The following is an 18,825-nucleotide window of genomic DNA, read 5'->3' on the forward strand; positions in this document are numbered from 1 at the left end:
AGAGCCAGAACAACTACCGCTGACTATTGTCCCAATGACCTGCCTCTATAAAGGCGCCAATTGAGACTCGGTTATGTTTGGCTGAAGGCTTGTGTCATGATGATCCGACCGCAGGTTAGTCGTCCTCTTCCTATATGAATAGATCTTCCGCGTTGCTCCTCGCTTTTGTCTTCCTCAGCGGCTGCCAGGCCTTGGCACCCGTTTCGTCGGACGGTACGCCGCCGGTCGAAGACAGCACTCCGGCCCCTGAAAAGCCCAAGGTTTACAGCTCATTCAGTGAAGAAACCGTCTTCAGTCTGTTGAGCGCCGAACTGGCTGGCCAGCGCAATCGTTTCGACATTGCCCTGGACAACTACGTGACCCAGGCGATCAATACTCAGGATCCGGGCATCTCCGAACGGGCGTTTCGTATCGCCGAGTACCTGGGCGCCGATCAGGCTGCCCTGGACACCGCTTTGATCTGGGCAAGAAACGCCCCGGACGACCTCGAGGCGCAACGGGCAGCTGCCGTGCAACTGGCTCGTGCCGGGCGTTATGACGACTCCATGGTCTATATGGAGAAAGTCCTGCAAGGCAAGGGCGACACGCATTTCGACTTCCTCGCCCTGTCTGCGACCGATACCGACCAGGACACGCGCAACGGCTTGATGAAAAGTTTTGACCGTTTATTGCAGCGCCATCCGAACAACAGTCAGCTGATTTTCGGCAAAGCCTTGCTGCTGCAACAGGACGGTGACGCCAAGGGTGCGCTGGGCCTGCTGGAAGACAATCCGCCGGACGACGGCGAAATAGCACCGATTCTTCTGCGCGCACGCCTGCTGCAGACCCTCAATCGTGGCGATGAAGCGTTGCCGCTGCTGCAAAAAAGCATCAAGAAATACCCGGACGACAAACGCCTGCGCCTGACTTACGCGCGCATGCTGGTTGAGCAGGACCGCATGGACGACGCCAAAGCCGAGTTCTCGAGCCTGGTTCAGCAGTACCCCGAAGACGACGAACTGCGTTATTCCCTGGCGCTGGTCTGCCTGGAGGCCAAGGCCTGGGATGAGGCCAAGGGCTATCTGGAAGACCTGATTGCCCGGGAAAGCCACGTCGATTCGGCTCACTTGAACCTCGGTCGTATCGCTGAAGAGCGCAACGACCCTCAAGGCGCACTGATCGAGTACGCCCAGGTCGGCCCGGGTAACGACTACCTGCCGGCGCAATTGCGTCAGGCCGATATCCTGATGAATAACGGCAAGACCGCCGAAGCCCAAAGCCGGCTGGCTGCGGAGCGCGATGAGCAGCCCGATTACGCGATTCAGTTGTATTTGATCGAAGCCGAAACCTTGTCCGCCAATAAACAGCCCGACAAGGCCTGGAATGTATTGAAGCAAGCCTTGCAGCAATACCCGGACGATCTGAATCTGCTGTACACCCGCGCCATGCAAGCGGAAAAACGCAATGACCTGGCGCAGATGGAAAAAGACCTGCGCCTGATCATCAAGCGCGACCCGGACAACGCGATGGCGTTAAACGCCCTCGGTTACACCCTGTCCGACCGTACGACGCGCTACGCCGAAGCCAAGGCCTTGATCGAACAGGCGCACAAGATCAATCCGGAAGACCCGGCGGTACTCGACAGCCTCGGCTGGGTGAACTTTCGCATGGGCAATCTCGACGAAGCCGAACGCCTGCTGCGCCAGGCGCTGGAGCGCTTCCCCGATCAGGAAGTCGCCGCGCACCTGGGTGAAGTCCTTTGGGCCAATGGCAAACAACGGGAAGCCAAACAAATCTGGAGCAAGTTCCTCAAGGAGCAGCCCGACAGCCCCATCCTGCGCAGCACCATCAAGCGCCTGACCGGATCAGAGACTCTTTAAGATTATGTTTTTGCGCCACCTCATTGTTTTCAGCTTCATCGCCCTGCTCGCCGGTTGCGCGGGCTTCGGTGCCCGCGAATCGGTCCAGGGTCAAGGCAACCCGGCCCAATGGCGCGAGTACAAACAGCAACTCACCAGCCTCGATGGCTGGCAGATCAATGGCAAGATCGGCATTCGCGCCCCGAAAGACTCGGGCAGCGGCACGTTGTTCTGGCTGCAGCGACAGGATTACTACGACATTCGCCTCTCCGGCCCCCTGGGTCGCGGCGCAGCACGCCTGACCGGTCGCCCCGGCAAGGTCTCGCTGGAAGTCGCCAACCAGGGCCGCTATGAAGCGCCGACGCCTGAAGTGCTGGTCGAAGAACAACTGGGCTGGAAGTTACCAGTGTCGAATCTGGCCTGGTGGGTTCGCGGGCTCCCGGCTCCGGACAGCAAAAGCCGTCTGACGCTGGACGCCGACAGCCGCTTGGCCAATCTTGAGCAGGATGGCTGGCAAGTCGAATACCTCAGCTATGCCGAGCAAAATGGCATTTGGCTGCCCGAGCGGATCAAACTGCACGGCACCGACCTTGACGTCACGCTGGTGATCAAGGAATGGCAACCTCGCAAATTGGGGCAGTGAACATGACCGCTCCACGCTTGACGCTGCCCTCCCCGGCCAAACTCAATCTGATGCTGCACATCCTTGGTCGCCGTGAAGACGGTTATCACGAGTTGCAGACTATTTTTCAGTTTCTCGATTACGGCGATGAAATCACGTTCGCCGTTCGTGATGACGGTGTGATTCGACTGCACACCGAATTCGATGGCGTTCCTCACGACAGCAATCTGATTGTTCGAGCTGCCAAAAAACTTCAGGAGCAATCCGGTTGTTCGCTCGGCATCGACATCTGGATCGAAAAAATTCTGCCCATGGGCGGTGGCATCGGTGGCGGCAGCTCAAATGCCGCGACCACTTTGTTGGGCCTCAATCATCTCTGGCAACTGGGTTGGGATGAGGATCGACTGGCCGTCCTAGGCCTGACGCTTGGCGCCGACGTCCCGGTTTTCGTGCGTGGGCACGCGGCTTTTGCCGAAGGCGTGGGGGAGAAACTGACCCCTGTAGACCCCGAAGAACCGTGGTATCTCGTGCTTGTGCCGCAAGTCTCTGTAAGTACAGCAGAAATTTTTTCAGATCCGTTGTTGACACGTAACTCTTCTCCCATTAAAGTGCGCCCCGTTCCCAAGGGAAACAGTCGAAATGACTGCTTACCGGTGGTAGCAAGGCGTTACCCAGATGTACGTAACGCATTGAATTTGTTAGGTAAATTTACCGAAGCAAAACTCACCGGAACTGGAAGTTGTGTGTTTGGGGGCTTCCCAAGCAAAGCTGAAGCTGATAAAGTCTCGGCCCTTCTTACAGAGACCCTTACAGGGTTTGTAGCAAAGGGAAGCAACATTTCGATGTTGCATCGCAAGCTGCAAAGTCTGCTCTAAAAGGAACCGAGTACTGGGTACTCGTTGCAACAGATACAGGGGCGTCGCCAAGCGGTAAGGCAGCAGGTTTTGATCCTGCCATGCGTTGGTTCGAATCCAGCCGCCCCTGCCATTTTCTATACTCATCCAGGTTACCCTCAGCCTCTAGGTACTGCGCGTGTCCAAGATGATGGTCTTTACGGGGAACGCTAACCCCGATCTGGCTCGGCGTGTTGTACGTCAGCTGCATATCCCTCTCGGTGACATCTCTGTCGGTAAGTTCTCCGACGGCGAAATTACTGCCGAGATCAATGAAAACGTCCGCGGTAAAGATGTTTTCATTATTCAGCCGACTTGCGCTCCGACCAACGATAACCTGATGGAACTGGTAGTGATGGCTGATGCCTTCCGCCGCTCCTCGGCTACTCGTATCACTGCTGTTATTCCTTACTTTGGTTATGCCCGTCAGGATCGCCGTCCGCGTTCCGCACGTGTGGCTATCAGCGCGAAGGTCGTTGCTGACATGCTTACCGTAGTCGGCATCGACCGTGTTCTCACGGTTGATCTGCATGCTGACCAAATCCAGGGTTTCTTCGATATTCCGGTAGATAACATCTACGGCTCCCCAGTATTGGTGGATGACATTGAAGATCAGCGCTTCGAAAACCTGATGATCGTGTCCCCGGACATTGGCGGCGTCGTGCGTGCACGTGCTGTTGCCAAATCCCTGGGCGTGGATCTCGGGATCATCGACAAACGCCGTGAGAAAGCCAATCACTCTGAAGTGATGCATATCATCGGTGATGTCGAAGGGCGTACCTGTATTCTGGTCGATGACATGGTCGATACCGCCGGCACTCTGTGCCACGCGGCCAAGGCCTTGAAAGAGCATGGCGCTGCCAAGGTTTTCGCCTACTGCACACACCCTGTGCTGTCCGGTCGGGCGATCGAAAACATCGAAAATTCAATGCTGGACGAACTGGTGGTGACTAACACCATCCCGTTGTCCGCTGCTGCTCAAGCCTGCTCGCGTATCCGTCAACTGGATATCGCGCCGGTAGTTGCCGAAGCGGTTCGCCGCATCAGCAACGAAGAATCGATCAGCGCGATGTTCCGTTAAGGGCCCTGCCCTTCTCGAATATCTCGTTGACGAAAAGCGCCCCGCCCCGGCATTCCTGTCGGGGCGGGGCTTTTTTGCCCATATCGCCTTTAGCGCTGGTCGCAAACGCTGGGGCGAATGTGGTTATTTTGGAGATACAACATGAACGAATTTACTCTGAATGCTGAAGTGCGTTCCGACCTGGGGAAAGGTGCGAGCCGCCGCCTGCGTCGTCTCGCAAGCCTGGTACCTGCTGTAGTTTACGGTGGCGAAAAAGCCCCTGAATCCATCAGCATGCTGGCTAAAGAAGTTGCCAAACTGCTCGAAAACGAAGCGGCTTACAGCCACATCATCGAGCTGAACGTTGGCGGCACCAAGCAAAACGTAATCATCAAAGCTCTGCAGCGTCACCCGGCCAAAGGCCACGTGATGCACGCTGACTTCGTACGCGTTGTAGCTGGCCAGAAACTGACCGCTATCGTGCCTGTACACTTTGTTGGTGAAGAAGCGCCGATCAAGAAAGGCGGCGAAGTTTCGCACGTTGTTGCTGAAATCGAAGTTTCGTGCCTGCCGAAAGACCTGCCTGAGTTCATCGAAGTCGACCTGGCTAACGCCGAAATCGGTTCGATCATTCACCTGTCCGACCTCAAAGCCCCTAAAGGCGTTGAGTTTGTTGCTCTGGCACACGGTGATGACAAGGCTGTTGCCAACGTCCACGCTCCACGTGTTGCTCCAGAAGCTACTGAAGAAGGCGCAGCAGAGTAATTCACTCTGTCATGCCGGAGTGATCAAGTAACATCGCGGACTGGAACGTAGCGAGAAAGCGGGCGAGAACGCGGAGTTTACATAATGGTAAATGAGCACTTGTCGTCCACTTTCGCCGCACACACCTGTCGCGGCGATGTTATCCACCACTCCAAGGAAGGGCCCCTATCGTGACTGCCATCAAACTGATCGTTGGCCTGGGAAATCCAGGCGCTGAATACGAACAGACCCGGCATAACGCAGGGGCCCTTTTTGTTGAGCGCATCGCGAACGCACAAGGCGTAAACCTTGTGGCGGATCGCAAATATTTCGGCCTGACCGGGCGCTATTCGCATCAAGGTCAGGATGTTCGCCTGCTGATTCCCACCACCTACATGAACCGCAGCGGCCAGGCCGTCGCGGCACTTGCCGGCTTCTTCCGCATTACGCCTGAAGAAATCCTGGTGGCGCATGACGAACTCGACCTGCCACCGGGCGTTGCCAAGCTCAAACAGGGCGGCGGCCATGGCGGCCACAACGGGTTGCGCGACATCATCGCGCAACTGGGCAATCAGAATACCTTTCACCGCTTGCGGCTTGGCATTGGCCACCCGGGCGTTGCCAGTATGGTTTCAAATTTCGTCCTGGGTCGTGCGCCACGCGCCGAACAGGAAAAACTCGATGCCAGCATCGACTTTGCCCTCGGCGTGCTGCCGGATATCCTCGCCGGTGAATGGAACCGCGCGATGAAAAACCTGCACAGCCAGAAGGCCTGACTCACTCCTCGGGGAAAACACCATGGGATTCAATTGCGGCATCGTCGGCCTGCCTAACGTCGGCAAGTCCACCCTATTCAACGCCCTGACCAAATCCGGGATCGCGGCCGAGAATTTCCCCTTCTGCACCATCGAGCCGAACACCGGTATCGTGCCGATGCCGGATCCTCGTCTGGAAGCCCTGGCGGCCATCGTCAATCCAAAGCGCATCCTGCCGACCACCATGGAATTCGTCGACATCGCAGGCCTGGTTGCCGGCGCCTCGAAAGGTGAAGGCCTGGGCAACAAGTTCCTCGCCAACATCCGTGAAACCGATGCCATCGCGCACGTAGTCCGCTGCTTCGAAGACGAGAACGTGATTCACGTCTCCAACAGCGTCGACCCGAAACGCGACATCGAAATCATCGACCTGGAACTGATCTTCGCCGACCTCGACAGCTGCGAGAAGCAACTGCAGAAAGTCGCCCGCAACGCCAAGGGTGGTGACAAGGACGCCGTGGTCCAGAAAGGCCTGCTGGAGCAACTGATCGCTCACTTCACCCTCGGCAAGCCTGCGCGTACGCTGATGAAGACCATGGGCGCCGACGACAAAGCGGTGATTCGTGGTTTCCACCTGCTGACCACCAAGCCGGTCATGTACATCGCCAACGTCGCTGAAGACGGTTTCGAGAACAACCCGCTGCTGGACATCGTCAAAGCCATCGCCGAAGAAGAAGGCGCCATGGTGGTTCCGGTCTGCAACAAGATCGAAGCCGAAATCGCCGAGCTGGATGACGGCGAAGAGAAAGACATGTTCCTCGAAGCCCTGGGCCTCGAAGAACCCGGCCTGAACCGCGTGATCCGCGCCGGTTACGAAATGCTGCACCTGCAGACCTACTTCACCGCCGGCGTCGAAGAAGTCCGCGCCTGGACCGTCCGCGTGGGTGCCACCGCACCACAAGCCGCTGGCGTGATCCACACCGACTTCGAAAAAGGCTTCATCCGCGCCGAAGTCATCGCCTACGACGACTTCATCCAGTACAAGGGCGAAGCCGGCACCAAAGAAGCCGGTAAATGGCGTCTGGAAGGCAAGGACTACATCGTTAAAGACGGCGACGTGATGCACTTCCGTTTCAACGTCTAAGTTTTCAGGAAGAAGCACCCGCCCAAGAAAAAGCCGCGTTTAGACGCGGCTTTTTTGTGCCTGAAATAGTTACCCGCCACACCACTAACCTACTGTGGGAGCGAGCTTGCTCGCGATAGCAATTTGTCTGTCACATCAATGTCGGATATGCCGACGTCATCGCGAGCAAGCTCGCTCCCACAGGGGATTTTTGGGGTCAGGCTTTTTTGGTTCTTGGCAGGAAGATCGCCAGCACACCAAACAACGGCAGGAACGAACACAGGAAGTACACGTATTCGATACCGTGAACATCCGCCAGATGCCCAAGCAACGCCGCACCAATCCCGCCGAAACCAAACATCAGCCCGAAGAACACCCCGGCAATCATCCCGACATTACCCGGCACCAACTCCTGGGCATACACCACGATCGCCGAGAACGCTGACGCGAGAATGAAGCCGATCACGACGCTGAGAATGCTGGTCCAGAACAGATCAACGTGAGGCAGCATCAGGGTGAACGGCGCGACGCCGAGGATCGAGAACCATATCACCGCCTTACGCCCGATCTTGTCGCCGATCGGCCCGCCGAAGAAGGTCCCCGCCGCTACGGCTCCGAGAAACAGGAACAGGTGCAACTGTGAACTGGCCACCGACAGGTCGAATTTCTCGATCAGGTAAAAGGTGAAGTAACTGGTGAAGCTGGCCATGTAGAAATACTTGGAGAACACCAGCAGCCCGAGTACCACCAGTGCACTGATCACGCGGTTCTTCGACAAGCCATGCGTCGCCGCCTGGCCTTGCTTGAGTTTGAACAGGCTCAAGTGATTGGCGTACCAGCGGCTGATCCGATAGAGCACGAACAGCGCAAACACCGCGAACAGTCCGAACCAGGCCACATGGCCCTGACCGAACGGAATGATGATCGCCGCAGCCAGCAACGGGCCGAAGGCCGAGCCGGCATTACCGCCGACCTGAAAGGTCGATTGCGCCAGGCCGAAACGCCCACCCGAGGCCAGTCGCGCTACACGAGAAGCTTCCGGGTGAAAGGTCGAGGAGCCGATACCGATCAATCCTGCCGCCAGCAAAATCATCGGAAAACTGCCGACCACCGACATCATCAAAATGCCGATCAATGTGCAAACCGTCCCGGCCGGTAGCAGCCAGGGTTTAGGGTGCCGATCGGTGTAGTAACCGACCCACGGCTGCAACAGCGAAGCCGTCAGCTGGAACGTCAAAGTGATCAAGCCAACCTGGGTGAAGGTCAGGCCATAGTTGGCCTTGAGCATCGGATAGATCGACGGCAGTACCGACTGAATCAAGTCGTTGATCAAATGCGCCAGCGCCACGGCGCCGATGATGCGCATGACCAAAGGGCTGCTTTGTGAAGTCGCGGATGCCGGCTGCGCGCCGGTCTGGACATTGCTGATAGCCATTAGAGTTTCCGTACAACAGATGGGTGCACACAGGCAGGTGCGTCAATGTGCCATTTTTCAGTGCATCAGCGCCATCCCCTTAGCCTGCTAACGACCTCGGTTTTCATCGCTGAAAAGGTGATAGCGCAACGCCATGGTCTGAATCTTGCCTTGGTAATCCGCTTCAACGCGGCCCCTTACAAAGGGGACCGAGAATGGGAAGTTTCACCACAGAGTCAGCCTACAGAGCTGACGAGGGTGAACTTTCGAGGCCTTTTAAAAGGGCACAGGTCGCGACTGCAACGGTCTCGACGCACGCCGATGGTGCGTGGTGTCCAGAGGAGTTTTGGGGCATGCAGGCTTTTTTATCACCGGGGATCGGGTTGCTGGGGCGTTTTGGCTTCGCACGCAAATTTCAGCTGTTGTTTCTGCTGTTTATTTTGCCGTTGACGGGCAGCCTGTGGATGATCGGTCAAGACTATCGCGAAAAATTGAACCTGATCTCCGGCGAACGTGCCGGGGTTCGGCAACTGCTCGCCCTGGATGCTCTGGATAATCTGCTAGCAGCTCAGCGTGACCGCGCGGCTCGCTGGCGCGCCACGGAAACCAATCGCCAGCCAACGCCTGCGACGATTGCGGCGATGGCTGCTTTCGATACGGTTCAGCCAGCCGTCGCCCAAGCCACCTCGGACCTCGGCAATGCACTGCAAACCGAAGGCGCCGAGGGCGAAACCCTGACCCGTTATCAAGCCCTGCAAACTGCCCTCAATGGCCTGGATTCGAAAAGCTTGAGTAGCGTCGGTTGGTGGCCGGACGGCTATGATCGCTTCACCAATGCCTTGAGTGCGCTGCAAGCCTTGCGCGAGCAGATCGCCATGGACAATCGCCTGACGCTGGCGCCGTGGCTGGAGACCTATTTGCTGACGCAGATCTCCACGCAGCACGCGCCAGACCTGATTGAACGAGTCGGCCGTCTCGCCAGCGTTGGCCAGGCCTCTGTGGTGTCCGGGCAGTTCACCCTGCAAAGCCGTCTGCAACTGCGGGACTTGCGCAGCCGCATCGGCGATGCCCGGGAGCAGCTGGTCAAAACCGCAAGCCTGCTGGAAGCGCGGCTACCCAGCGCGTTGCAAGCCTGGGCCGGGCAATACCATGACAGCCTCAAGCACCTGGACGTCGAGTTGAAAGTCCTTGATGACGGCGTGTTCGGCGGCAGCATCAAGCTCAAGCCGGAAGAGTTCGAACGCAGCCTCGACGCCCTGCTCTCTGACCTCGCTTCGCTGCGTCAGCAGTCGTTGGTGTCACTGGATCAGCGTCTGGACTATTACCACGGTTCTGCCATCCGCCAGTTCATCCTGGTAGCGACCATTTTTGGCTGCCTGCTGCTGGCCGCGCTGTACCTGTTCATCTGCTTGCAGGCCTCGATCCGTCGTAGCGCCAGCGGCATCACCCTGCTGGCCGAAGCCTTGCGCGACGGCAATCTGAGCCTGCAAGTACCGGTGGAAGGCCGCGACGAACTGGCCGCCATCAGCACTGCCCTCAACGTCGCGGTGGTACAACTGCGCAACAGTCTGCTGGGGGTCGATCATGAAACCTTGCAGCTGAGCAACGCGGTGCGCACCCTCAACCATCACTCCAGCGGTGCCCTTGGGGAAGTCGAAGCTCAGCAGTTGCAGATCAGCCAGATCGCGGCGGCAGCCACGCAATTGGCCGCGACCTCTCAAGGGGTCGCCCAGAGTTGCGAGCAGGCTTCTGGCAGCGCTCAGCACACTCAGCGCATCGCCGCCGACAGCAGCCGTGACAGCCAGCGCACGACGGCAAGCATTCAGCAACTCAATCAGCGTTTGAACGATACCGCGGCGGCATTGGGCCGGGTCAGTGAGCAAGGGCAGCAAATTCAATTGGTGGTGGACACCATTCGCGGAGTTGCCGAGCAGACGAACCTGTTGGCACTTAATGCCGCCATCGAGGCCGCTCGCGCGGGTGAGCAAGGCCGTGGCTTTGCGGTGGTGGCCGATGAAGTGCGCAGCCTCTCGCAACGCACCCATTCCTCCACCGCTCAGATTGCCGGCACTGTCGACAGCCTGCGCGGCACCGTTAACGAAGCGGTGAGCCTGATGGAAGCCGCTTGCAGCCAGGCTCAGTCCGACGCCCTGGCCGTCACTGGCCTCGGCGAACGCTTGGGGGAAATTGCCAGTGCCGTGCAGGGCGTCACCGACACCCTGGCGCAGATCGCCACAGCAGTCGACGAGCAAGCGACCACCGCCGACGAAGTCAGCGGCAACATCCAGCAAGTCGATCAGGCGGCGGTACGCTTGCTCGAAGGCGCGCGGGCGGTGAACCTGGCGGCGGACACCTTGAGCCAGGGCAGCAAGGCCTTGAGCGCCAATACCGGGAGATTTCAGCTCAGTTGACGCCCTCCCCTGGCCCGTTTTTTCGGGTCAGGCGGATAAGCGGTTGAAAGCGTAGAGAAATATTTTAGATTTACGCTTGACACATCTCTGTTACGAGCCAATAATGCGCGCCACTTGGCTACATAGCTCAGTTGGTTAGAGCATAGCATTCATAATGCTGGGGTCCGGGGTTCAAGTCCCTGTGTAGCCACCAAGTACTAAAAACGGCTTACCGAAAGGTAGGCCGTTTTTTTATGCCTCGAGAAAAGTGCTCCCGGTCCACAGGGCGGTTAATGCCCGCTCTTTGCAGTTCTCTCCTACAGTTAACGCCAAAGCTTAAACGCAGAGAGACCACTCTATGCATTGGGGCCTGGACGAGATCATTCTGTTTTTCATCATGGTCGCCATCTTCTGCGTGGTGCTGGAACTCGCTTTTCGTCTCGGCCGTCATCACCGAACCCACGCCAGTGATTCGACCCGATCCCACCTCAGCGTTTTGCAAACCGCCCTCCTCGGTTTGCTCGCGTTGTTGCTGGGTTTCAACTTCGCCATGGCCACCTCACGTTTCGAAGCGCGCAAAACACTGATTCAAGATGAAGTCACGGTGATCGGCTCAACCTATCTTCGAACGAAGTTACTGCCGTCTGATCTGCGCGGGAAGATGTCGGCGCTGCTCAAGGATTATGTCTCGGCGCGGATTGAATTCATGCGCGCCGGTACGGACGAGAAACTGCTGAAAGCGGCCAGCGAATCGTCCCGGACGATCGAGGACCAGTTATGGAATCTGGCTGCAGCCGCCGAGGCCCAGGGCGAAGCGACAGCCGCCATGAACCTGGTGATCCAGTCGTTGACCGACGTCTACAACGTCAATGAAAAGCGCCGCGCCGCGCAGGACAATCATGTCCCGGCAACCGTCATCAATCTGCTGATCGTCGTGGCCATCGGTGCGTTGGGTTTCATCGCTTACAGCTATGGCCTGGGCCACCGTCGACGGCACGGCTCGACGGCCATCTTCGCGATCCTGATTGCAATGGTCTTCACCATCACCCTCGACCTGGATCAGCCCCGCAGCGGCTTCATCCGCGTCGGCGAAGAAAGCATGCTGCGGTTGCAGGAAGATTTGAACCGCATGAGTTCGGGCAACGAGCGGCCACGTCCCCGTAAATCACGTCAGGAACGAATTGCCGGCAATGCTGACAACGCCCGCTCCCAAATCTGCCAGGTACGCAGCCAGACCATCGCCTGCCAGTCGCTGTCGGCGGGATAGAACTGCTCAAGCAGATTCAGTTTGATCCCGCGCCCCACTGCATCACTCGGATTGCCGTGCAGATGCAGCCAGTGATCATCGCGCAGATGACGATGAACCTCCGCGCCGGGATACGTCCCGCACTCGATCACAAACGGCATCAACCGCACGTGCGGCAACGCATTGATCAACGCCTGCGAGGTGTAGCCCGTGGCGGTGGCTGCAACACCCGTTTCACTCAACATGTCGGCGCCCGTGTGCAAGGTGTAGAGCCAGGGACCATAAATGGCCTGCGCATCTGCAAGTGCTGGATACGCCGATTCGGTAATGGTCAGCAACATCGGATGCCCATACTCCCCGGCGCCGGTGTGCAAGTCGAAACACATCGCCACTTCGGCATGGGAAACATGCTTTTGAATGATCTGATGCAACGTGCGGTTCGACCAGCTCGGTGCCAGTCCGCCGTAAAACAAACCATCGGGATGACGGTGCTGGCCGCCCTCGACAATCGACATGACCGCTGGCCAGCCGTGTTCGCTGATCTGCTCATCGAGCAAGGCATCGGCGCGATCACGCTCCGGGCCCTGCAACTGCGTGCAGGCATAGATTTCATGCAGCGCTGCGTAGGCCTGATTATCTGGCAATGCTTGGTCGAAGTTCAGGTGATTGCGGTTCAAGTCGATGTTGTCTTCGTTGACCCGACGCAGCCACGCAGTGCCCCACGGATTGATCAGGTGGATCATCACCACCGCGACATCGGCCGGCAGTGAACGCTTGCCCAACTCCTGCAACCACTTGATCTGACATCCCGAACCATAGAAGCCTTCGACGCCATGGGTGCCACTCAGCGCAATCAGCAAACGCTTGGCGCCCGGATCACCCAGCACGGCCACATCGGTGCTCAACGACTCACCGAACGGCCCTTTGAGTGGATGCGGGTACTCAGTCAGCGTCGCGCCGGCCGCGGTCGCGACGGCCAGGAATTGATCACGCTGGGTACGGTAACTTGGCTGGGTGGGGAACTCGGTCTGCATGTCTGCCTCTTGTTAATCTTCTGGCCAGTCTGTTGCCCTCGACCCTACAGAAAATCCGTAGAGTCATGAAGGACAAAAGCATCTTTGCTGTAGGCCTTGGTTTGCGTCACTCCCTTTCGGCCGATAAAGTCCCCTGATCTTTTCCCACGGACGGAGTGCCCTCACGTGTTCTCAGCCTTTCACTTGAGCCGATATCGCCTGTCAGCCCTTTCGCTGATCGCTGCTGCTTTAACCCTCGCAGCCTGTAGTGCCCCGACCTCTTCGACGTTACCTGTCGCGCCAGAAGTCGCGTCGGGTTATCGCGCTGACCTACAGACCCAACACGCCTCAAAACACATGGCGGCCGCGGCCAATCCGCTGGCGGCCGAGGCCGGGCGGGAGATGTTGCGTCAGGGCGGTTCGGCAATCGATGCCGCGATTACGATGCAGGCCGTGCTGACCCTGGTCGAACCGCAATCCTCGGGCATTGGCGGTGGCGCGTTGATCGTGCTGTGGGATGGCAAGGCTGTGCGCACTTATGACGGTCGCGAAACCGCTCCTGCCGGCGCCAACGAGAAGCTGTTCCTGCAAGCCGACGGCAAACCGATGCCGTTCACCCAGGCGCAGATTGGCGGTCGTTCGGTGGGGACACCGGGCGTGTTGCGGGCGCTTGAGTTGGCCCATCAGAAACACGGTCGTCTGCCGTGGGCGCAGCTGTTCGAACCGGCGATCAAACTCGCGGAGCAAGGCTTCGCCATCTCGCCACGCCTTCACCGGTTGATCGCCTCGGACTCGTCCATTCGACGCTCGCCGGACATGGCCACCTACTTCCTGAATGCCGATGGCAGCCCGAAAGCCGCAGGCACGCCACTGAAAAACCCGGCGCTGGCCGCCGTGTTCAAACGCATCGCCAAGGAAGGACCGGATGCGTTGTACAAAGGCCCCATCGCACAAGAGATCGTCGCCAAGGTTCAGGGCCACGCCAACCCCGGCAGCCTGTCGCTGAACGACCTCAACGGCTACAGCGCCAAGGAGCGCGCGCCGCTGTGCACCGACTACAAACGCTGGCAGGTCTGCGGCATGCCACCACCGTCGTCCGGCGGAATCGCCGTGGCGCAGATTCTCGGCACCTTGCAGGCCCTGGAAACCCGCGACCCGCGTTTTGCCCTGGCGTCGCTCAAACCGGTCAAGACCAGCCAACCTGCGGGCGTTGAGCCGGCGCCTGAAGCCGTGCATCTGATCTCCGAAGCCGAGCGCCTGGCCTACGCCGACCGCGCGCTGTACGTGGCCGACGCAGATTTCGTGCCCGTCCCCGTCAAAGGTCTGGTGGACCCTGCGTATCTGGCCGGCCGCGCATCCCTGATCGGCGATCGCAGCATGGGCACCGCCAAACCCGGCACCCCGCCGGGCATTCAGGTCGCCTACGCACCGGACCGTTCGCCGCTGCGCATCTCCACCTCGCAAGTGGTGGCGGTGGATGACGAAGGCGGCGCCGTGTCCATGACCACCACCGTGGAGTCCGCGTTTGGCTCGCACCTGATGGTTCAGGGTTTCCTGCTGAACAACCAGATGACCGACTTCTCGTTCATCCCCGAAGAGAATGGCCAGAAGGTTGCCAACCGGGTCGAACCCGGCAAACGCCCACGCTCGTCCATGGCACCGACCCTGATTTTCGACCGTCAGAGCGGCGAATTCCTCGCCACCATCGGCTCCCCCGGCGGCTCGCAGATCATCGAATACGTCGCCAAATCCACCATCGGCCTGCTCGACTGGAACCTCGACCCACAAGCCGCCATCAGCCTGCCCAACTTTGGCAGCCGCAACGGCCCGACGGAACTGGAACAGGGGCAGTTCAGCCCGGCGCTGATTCAGGCGTTGAAAGACAAAGGGCACAGCGTGAACGAGATCGACATGACCAGCGGGACCCAGGCGATTGTTCGGGTGAAGGATGCGCAAGGGAAAACGTCGTTGGCGGGTGGTGCTGATCCGCGGCGCGAGGGGGCAGCGTTGGGGGATTGAGTCGTACGCGTGAATGAGCAAGGGCTTACCGGGAGGTAGGCCCTTTTTTATAGGTAACCTGAAATCAAGCCGGCACACCCAAAATGATATGCGACGCCTTGATCAACGCCGTCGCACTCACGCCCGGCGCCAAGCCCAGTTGAGCCACAGCCTGGCGTGTCACGATCGAATAGACTTCGGTGCCGCCGTCGAGCTGGATGACGACTTCGGCGTTCGCGGCGCCATCGATGACACTGGTGACCTTGCCTTCGAAGCAATTGCACGCCGAGAGGCGAATGTCGCTGGCCTAGCGAGAGATCTTCAACGCCTGTCGCGCCTGATGCTTCTCCAGCGCCAGCTCGATCAAACGGCTGACCAGTTCGCCGTAAGTCATACCGGTGGCCTGCCATAGCTTGGGGTACATGCTGATACGGGTGAAGCCGGGCAACGAGTTGATCTCATTGATCAGCACTTCGCCACTCTCGGTCAGGAACACGTCGACCCGCGCCAGCCCGGAACAACCCAACACCTGGAACGCCTCGACGGCGAGGGCACGAATGCGTTCGCTGGCCTCGATGCTTATGTTAGCGGGCACCACCACTTCAGCCGCTTGAGCATCGATGTATTTGCTGTCGTAGGAATAAAACCCGCTGCGCACCACGATCTCGCCACAACCGCTGGCGATGGCGTCTTCATTGCCGAGCACCGCGCATTCAATCTCACGGCCGCTGACGGCGGACTCGACCAAGACTTTCTCATCGAAACCCAGGGCCAGTTCTACTGCTGCCGCGTACTCGGCTTCGTCATTCACCTTGCTTACGCCCACGGAAGATCCCTGGTTTGCCGGTTTGACGAACAGTGGCAAGCCGAGTTTGCCTTGCACCTCGGCGAACCCGGTGCGCGCCGCGGTAGCGCGGGTCAGGGTGACGAACGGCGTAACCGCCAACCCGGCGTCACGCAGCAAGCGCTTGCTGATGTCCTTGTCCATGCAGACGGCCGAACCGAGCACATCGGAGCCGACAAACGGCAGATCGGCCATACGCAGCAAGCCTTGCAGGCAACCGTCTTCGCCCAGGGTGCCGTGGACGATCGGGAAGATCACATCGACGTGCCCCAGCATTTCCTGACTGGAGGTTTCCACCAATTGTTGACTGACCTTGCCCGGCACGACGGCCAGTTCTCGGTTGGATTGGTTAAGGGCAATCAGCGCCGGGTTTTCCTGGTTGAGCAGGAAGTTTGAAGGGTCGTTCAGATGCCAGTGGCCTTGCTTGTCGATGCCGATCAGCACCGGTTCGAAGCGCGAACGGTCCAGCGCATCGACGATGTTTTTCGCCGATTGCAGCGACACTTCGTGTTCAGCCGAACGGCCGCCAAAAATAATGCCTACCCGCAGTTTGCTCATTCAGAACTCCTCAACGATTGGCCACCAGATGCGCGCCGAACAGTCGCTAGCCGCTGCCAGCAACACACCGCCGAGGCGTTAAAATGTGGACGCAGCACAACAAGCAGGCGCAATGGAGCGCTTACTTTTACTCGACGTCAGGCACATGGATCAACAGGTCACCCGGCTGACAATTCAAATATTTGCAAATCGCGTCCAGCGTCGCCAGGCGCAGCCCCTTAACCTTGCCCTGCTTCAACAGCGACAGGTTCGCCTCGGTAATGCCGATAGCGGCGGCGAGGTCTTTGGATTTGACTTTGCGCAGTGCGAGCATCACGTCCAGCTGAATGACAATTGACATAAAAATCTCAAACAAAGGTGCGGTATTCAGAATCCACTTCACTGGCCTGCCCGAGAATACGCGCAATGATCAATATGCACGCAGCCAGGAACAACGCGACAAAAGTGGGAGCCGTGACACTGAAGGTAATCAGCCGCTCACCGATCGGCGCATTCATCGTCACCCAGAAACTGAGCACTGGCTCGCACAGGAAATCGAGCAATACCCAGAGCGCCACGGCTCTTCCAACCCGACCTAAATGAACAGCCGAGTCACTGGAGAAATACTCACCGCGCGAATAGTTCTGGAACAGTCGACGCAAATTTCCCAACCCGTATGCCAGCGCCAGCAATGGCACGCTCGACAACAGAATACCGCCTAGTATTTGCCACCACGGGAACAACATTGCTTTATCGGTGATATGCGAAAGTTGGCGATCGGTAAGCGCAAAACCGAGCCCCCATCCATCCTTCGCAGCCAGGAAAGGAAAGAGCCAAAGCACAACATTGATCGCCAGCATTGCGACGATAAGAAAAAGAGTCACAGCAGCCATGCGTTGGCTCAGTTGAGCGAGACGATTGGAAGTCACGGCAATACCTCACAGGGAATGAATGTGAGCAAAAGCCAAACTAAAAATTATCGCTAAACAATAATTTATTACTGCAATACATATATAGAAACGCTTCCGTACACATTAAATCCCCCTTAGGGTAATGTTCCACTCACCGCTTCAATGCACTCGAGCATCCACGGATGGGCAAAAAAATCATTCACCACGACTGGTTCCACCGCGCGCCCGACGTCGGCGGGCTTCAGCGTTTCGAGGCGTTTTTTGCAGGACACGGCTACGACCTTCATCGCCACGACACCTACGCCATCGGCCATACCCTGGCCGGTGTGCAGAGCTTTCAGTACCGCGGCGGCTGGCGTCACAGCCTGCCGGGCGGGACCATGGTGCTGCACCCGGACGAAGTTCACGATGGCGAAGCCGGCACCGAGACCGGGTTCCAATACCGAATGATGTACATCGAGCCGGCACTGATCCAGCAGATGCTCGGCGGCCAGTCGTTGCCGTTTATCAAGACCGGCCTGTCCTCCGATCCACGGTTGTTCGCCGCCACCGCCGTGCTGCTGCGAAGCCTCGATTGCCCCCTTGAGCCTCTGGAAGAGCAGGATGCGCTGTTCGACCTGGCCCAAGCCTTGAACAACGTTTCCGGAGTGCCCGCTACCCGCCAGAGCTTCGATTACGTGGCCGCCGAACGCGCGCGGGAATTCATTCACAGTGCGCTGGATCGCACCGTGACGCTGGAAGAACTGGCGCAACACAGCGGTCGCGATCGCTGGAGTCTGTCGCGGGATTTTCGCCTGTTGTTCGGTACCAGCCCTTATCGATACCTGACCATGCGCCGCCTGGACCTGGTCCGCTCGCTGCTGATCCAGGGCCAGCCATTGGTCAGCGCTGCGCTGATCGCCGGCTTCACCGATCAGAGCCACATGACCCGGCAGTTCAGCAAAACCTACGGCCTGTCGCCGGCCCGCTGGATGAAAATGCACCGCCGCTGAGCCACGCACAATCGTTCAAGAAGCACGCCGATGCGCCGGCTATCGTGGATGCACGATCAACCACGAGAGCTGCTTCATGAAAGCTTACGAAAGCCTGAATTTCGCTGAAAAAATCGCCAGGATCGGCCCGTACTGGACGCCTCGGGTCATCGCCGAGATGAACGACTACCAGTTCAAGGTAGTGAAACTGCTGGGGGATTTCATCTGGCACGATCACCTTGATACCGACGAAACCTTCATCGTCCTCGAAGGGCAACTGCGCATCGACTTTCGCGATGGCCACGTGCTGGTGAACGCCGGCGAAATGTATGTGGTGTCAAAAGGTGTCGAGCACAAACCGTTCGCCGAGCAGGAGGTGAAACTCCTGCTTATCGAACCCAAAGGTGTGCTGAACACGGGCAACGAAGGTGGCGAGCGCACTGCGCAGAATGACGTCTGGGTGTGA

17 protein-coding genes, 2 tRNA genes and 1 pseudogene are annotated in these 18,825 nt (G+C 58.5%); 14 read left to right on the forward strand and 6 right to left on the reverse strand.

Annotated features, from left to right (window positions below):
- The first annotated feature begins 134 nt into the window (after window positions 1-134).
- The 8 genes from ACA056_RS24135 (at window position 135) to ychF (ending at window position 7,056) form a co-directional block, all read left to right on the forward strand.
- Complete coding sequence (locus ACA056_RS24135; RefSeq protein WP_497268303.1) at window positions 135-1,859, forward strand: tetratricopeptide repeat protein; 1,725 nt, start codon at window positions 135-137, stop codon at window positions 1,857-1,859.
- Between the two features lie 4 nt (window positions 1,860-1,863).
- Window positions 1,864-2,481 carry a lipoprotein insertase outer membrane protein LolB gene (lolB, locus tag ACA056_RS24140; RefSeq protein ID WP_309674175.1) on the forward strand — a complete coding sequence of 206 codons (618 nt, stop codon included), beginning with the start codon at window positions 1,864-1,866 and terminating at the stop codon, window positions 2,479-2,481.
- 2 nt (window positions 2,482-2,483) lie between these two features.
- Window positions 2,484-3,335 (forward strand): 4-(cytidine 5'-diphospho)-2-C-methyl-D-erythritol kinase, encoded by an 852-nt coding sequence (gene ispE, locus ACA056_RS24145; protein WP_123365634.1) that lies wholly within the window; start codon window positions 2,484-2,486, stop codon window positions 3,333-3,335.
- 37 nt (window positions 3,336-3,372) lie between these two features.
- Window positions 3,373-3,447 (forward strand) — tRNA-Gln (locus ACA056_RS24150).
- A gap of 45 nt (window positions 3,448-3,492) precedes the next feature.
- Window positions 3,493-4,434: a ribose-phosphate pyrophosphokinase gene (locus ACA056_RS24155; protein ID WP_003208392.1), complete on the forward strand. Its 942-nt coding sequence runs from the start codon at window positions 3,493-3,495 to the stop codon at window positions 4,432-4,434.
- Between the two features lie 141 nt (window positions 4,435-4,575).
- A complete protein-coding gene (locus ACA056_RS24160; RefSeq protein ID WP_017340759.1) occupies window positions 4,576-5,178 on the forward strand; it encodes a 50S ribosomal protein L25/general stress protein Ctc in 603 nt (200 codons plus the stop codon).
- A gap of 170 nt (window positions 5,179-5,348) precedes the next feature.
- Window positions 5,349-5,933, forward strand: coding sequence for an aminoacyl-tRNA hydrolase (gene pth, locus ACA056_RS24165; protein ID WP_008153430.1), 585 nt, complete (start codon window positions 5,349-5,351; stop codon window positions 5,931-5,933).
- A gap of 22 nt (window positions 5,934-5,955) precedes the next feature.
- On the forward strand, window positions 5,956-7,056 hold the full coding sequence (ychF, locus tag ACA056_RS24170; protein WP_064675906.1) for a redox-regulated ATPase YchF: 1,101 nt from the start codon (window positions 5,956-5,958) through the stop codon (window positions 7,054-7,056).
- 196 nt (window positions 7,057-7,252) lie between these two features.
- Here the strand turns inward: ychF and ACA056_RS24175 are convergent, their stop codons facing one another.
- Window positions 7,253-8,470: an MFS transporter gene (locus tag ACA056_RS24175; RefSeq protein WP_497268307.1), complete on the reverse strand. Its 1,218-nt coding sequence runs from the start codon at window positions 8,468-8,470 to the stop codon at window positions 7,253-7,255.
- 332 nt (window positions 8,471-8,802) lie between these two features.
- Here ACA056_RS24175 and ACA056_RS24180 point away from each other — a divergent pair, with 332 nt between their 5' ends.
- From ACA056_RS24180 to ACA056_RS24190, 3 genes are all read left to right on the forward strand, one after another.
- Window positions 8,803-10,860 (forward strand): methyl-accepting chemotaxis protein, encoded by a 2,058-nt coding sequence (locus ACA056_RS24180; protein ID WP_497268309.1) that lies wholly within the window; start codon window positions 8,803-8,805, stop codon window positions 10,858-10,860.
- Between the two features lie 116 nt (window positions 10,861-10,976).
- Window positions 10,977-11,053 (forward strand) — tRNA-Met (locus tag ACA056_RS24185).
- Window positions 11,054-11,197: 144 nt separating this feature from the next.
- Window positions 11,198-12,106: a bestrophin-like domain gene (locus ACA056_RS24190; RefSeq protein ID WP_497268311.1), complete on the forward strand. Its 909-nt coding sequence runs from the start codon at window positions 11,198-11,200 to the stop codon at window positions 12,104-12,106.
- On the opposite strand, the gene ACA056_RS24195 is transcribed toward ACA056_RS24190, so the two are convergent.
- Window positions 12,010-13,119 (reverse strand): DUF2817 domain-containing protein, encoded by a 1,110-nt coding sequence (locus tag ACA056_RS24195; RefSeq protein ID WP_497268313.1) that lies wholly within the window; start codon window positions 13,117-13,119, stop codon window positions 12,010-12,012. The two genes, ACA056_RS24190 and ACA056_RS24195, sit on opposite strands and share 97 nt — an antisense overlap.
- A 165-nt stretch (window positions 13,120-13,284) precedes the next feature.
- Here ACA056_RS24195 and ggt point away from each other — a divergent pair, with 165 nt between their 5' ends.
- Window positions 13,285-15,117 carry a gamma-glutamyltransferase gene (gene ggt / locus ACA056_RS24200; protein ID WP_497268315.1) on the forward strand — a complete coding sequence of 611 codons (1,833 nt, stop codon included), beginning with the start codon at window positions 13,285-13,287 and terminating at the stop codon, window positions 15,115-15,117.
- A gap of 64 nt (window positions 15,118-15,181) precedes the next feature.
- Here ggt and ACA056_RS24205 read toward each other — a convergent pair.
- The 4 genes and pseudogenes from ACA056_RS24205 to ACA056_RS24220 form a co-directional block, all read right to left on the reverse strand.
- Window positions 15,182-15,403: pseudogene (locus ACA056_RS24205) on the reverse strand (TOBE domain-containing protein); the annotation flags it as partial.
- A complete protein-coding gene (gene ddlA / locus ACA056_RS24210; RefSeq protein ID WP_497268317.1) occupies window positions 15,404-16,498 on the reverse strand; it encodes a D-alanine--D-alanine ligase in 1,095 nt (364 codons plus the stop codon).
- A gap of 127 nt (window positions 16,499-16,625) precedes the next feature.
- The gene (locus ACA056_RS24215; protein ID WP_497268319.1) at window positions 16,626-16,838 is read right to left on the reverse strand and encodes a helix-turn-helix domain-containing protein; all 213 of its coding nucleotides are present in this window, start codon (window positions 16,836-16,838) and stop codon (window positions 16,626-16,628) included.
- Window positions 16,839-16,845: 7 nt separating this feature from the next.
- Window positions 16,846-17,406, reverse strand: coding sequence for a DUF2975 domain-containing protein (locus ACA056_RS24220; RefSeq protein WP_497268321.1), 561 nt, complete (start codon window positions 17,404-17,406; stop codon window positions 16,846-16,848).
- Between the two features lie 164 nt (window positions 17,407-17,570).
- Between ACA056_RS24220 and ACA056_RS24225 the strand changes: the two genes are divergently transcribed.
- Window positions 17,571-18,380: an AraC family transcriptional regulator gene (locus tag ACA056_RS24225; protein WP_497268323.1), complete on the forward strand. Its 810-nt coding sequence runs from the start codon at window positions 17,571-17,573 to the stop codon at window positions 18,378-18,380.
- A gap of 76 nt (window positions 18,381-18,456) precedes the next feature.
- Window positions 18,457-18,825: a cupin domain-containing protein gene (locus ACA056_RS24230; RefSeq protein ID WP_111451254.1), complete on the forward strand. Its 369-nt coding sequence runs from the start codon at window positions 18,457-18,459 to the stop codon at window positions 18,823-18,825.

The sequence above is a fragment of the Pseudomonas sp. LBUM1666 genome, assembly GCF_059695775.1.